Below are 807 nucleotides of genomic sequence, written 5' to 3' on the forward strand. Positions count from 1 at the left end.
GATGCCCTTGCCGGCGGCCTGTTCTCCAGGCTTCACCGCCCCGGCCAGCACGCCGATGTTCTGGCCGGTGTGGATGCGCAGCGCGCCGCCGCTGGCGAGTTCCAGGTTCTGCCCCGCCGCCAGCGTGAGGGTCTCGCCAGCGGACATCTGCAGGTCTTGCCCGGCGACGATGCCCAGGCCCGCCTTGGCGCTGATCGCCACCATCGGGTCGGCCATGTGCGGCAGCTTGCCTTCGGCCGTGCGGGTGCTCCTGGCCGCGGCGTCGCCCAGGGCTTCGTCCAGGCTGGTGTCGGCCACCATGCCCTTCAGGCTGGTGAGCATCGCCTGGGCCGGCGCCTCGCTGTCGCTGATGGCCGCCTTGGATGCCTCGAAGCTGCCGATGTTCGCGGCCAACTGCGTGGCCTGGTGCGTCTTGGCCGCGTCGCTGAAGGTCTTGATGAGCGTGGCCAGTTGCTTGGCCAGCGCCAGCCCGGCGGCGTTGTCGCCGGCCGGCGCGGCCTCGGGCTGGCCATAGGTGGTCAGCAGGATGCCCCGGGCCGCGCGGATGGCGCCCCAGGCGTCGGTGCGCAGCTCGAAGCCCAGACCGCGAAAGCTGCCGCGGTGGTTGTCGGCCTGGTGGACGAGGTGCCCCAGGTTCAGCTGCGTGGCGTGCTGCGTGGTCGCCAGCTGCACCCGCAGCTGCGAGTCGCTGTCGTCGAAGACCAGCTGGTTAAAGCCGATGCCGCCGAACTCGCGCGTCTTGAAGCCAGACAGCGCCGCGGCGTTGTTCTGCGCGTTCTGGCCTTCGGTGGCTTCGCCCGGGCCGGC

General features: G+C 71.4%; 1 protein-coding gene. It reads right to left on the bottom strand.

Going from position 1 to position 807, the window contains the following annotated elements:
• A partial coding sequence (locus CKO43_RS25530) for a type VI secretion system Vgr family protein (protein WP_200380425.1) occupies positions 1-807 on the bottom strand: 807 nt, incomplete at both ends.

It is taken from the genome of Rubrivivax gelatinosus, assembly GCF_016583785.1.
GTDB classification, from domain to species: Bacteria; Pseudomonadota; Gammaproteobacteria; order Burkholderiales; family Burkholderiaceae_C; genus Rubrivivax; species Rubrivivax gelatinosus_B.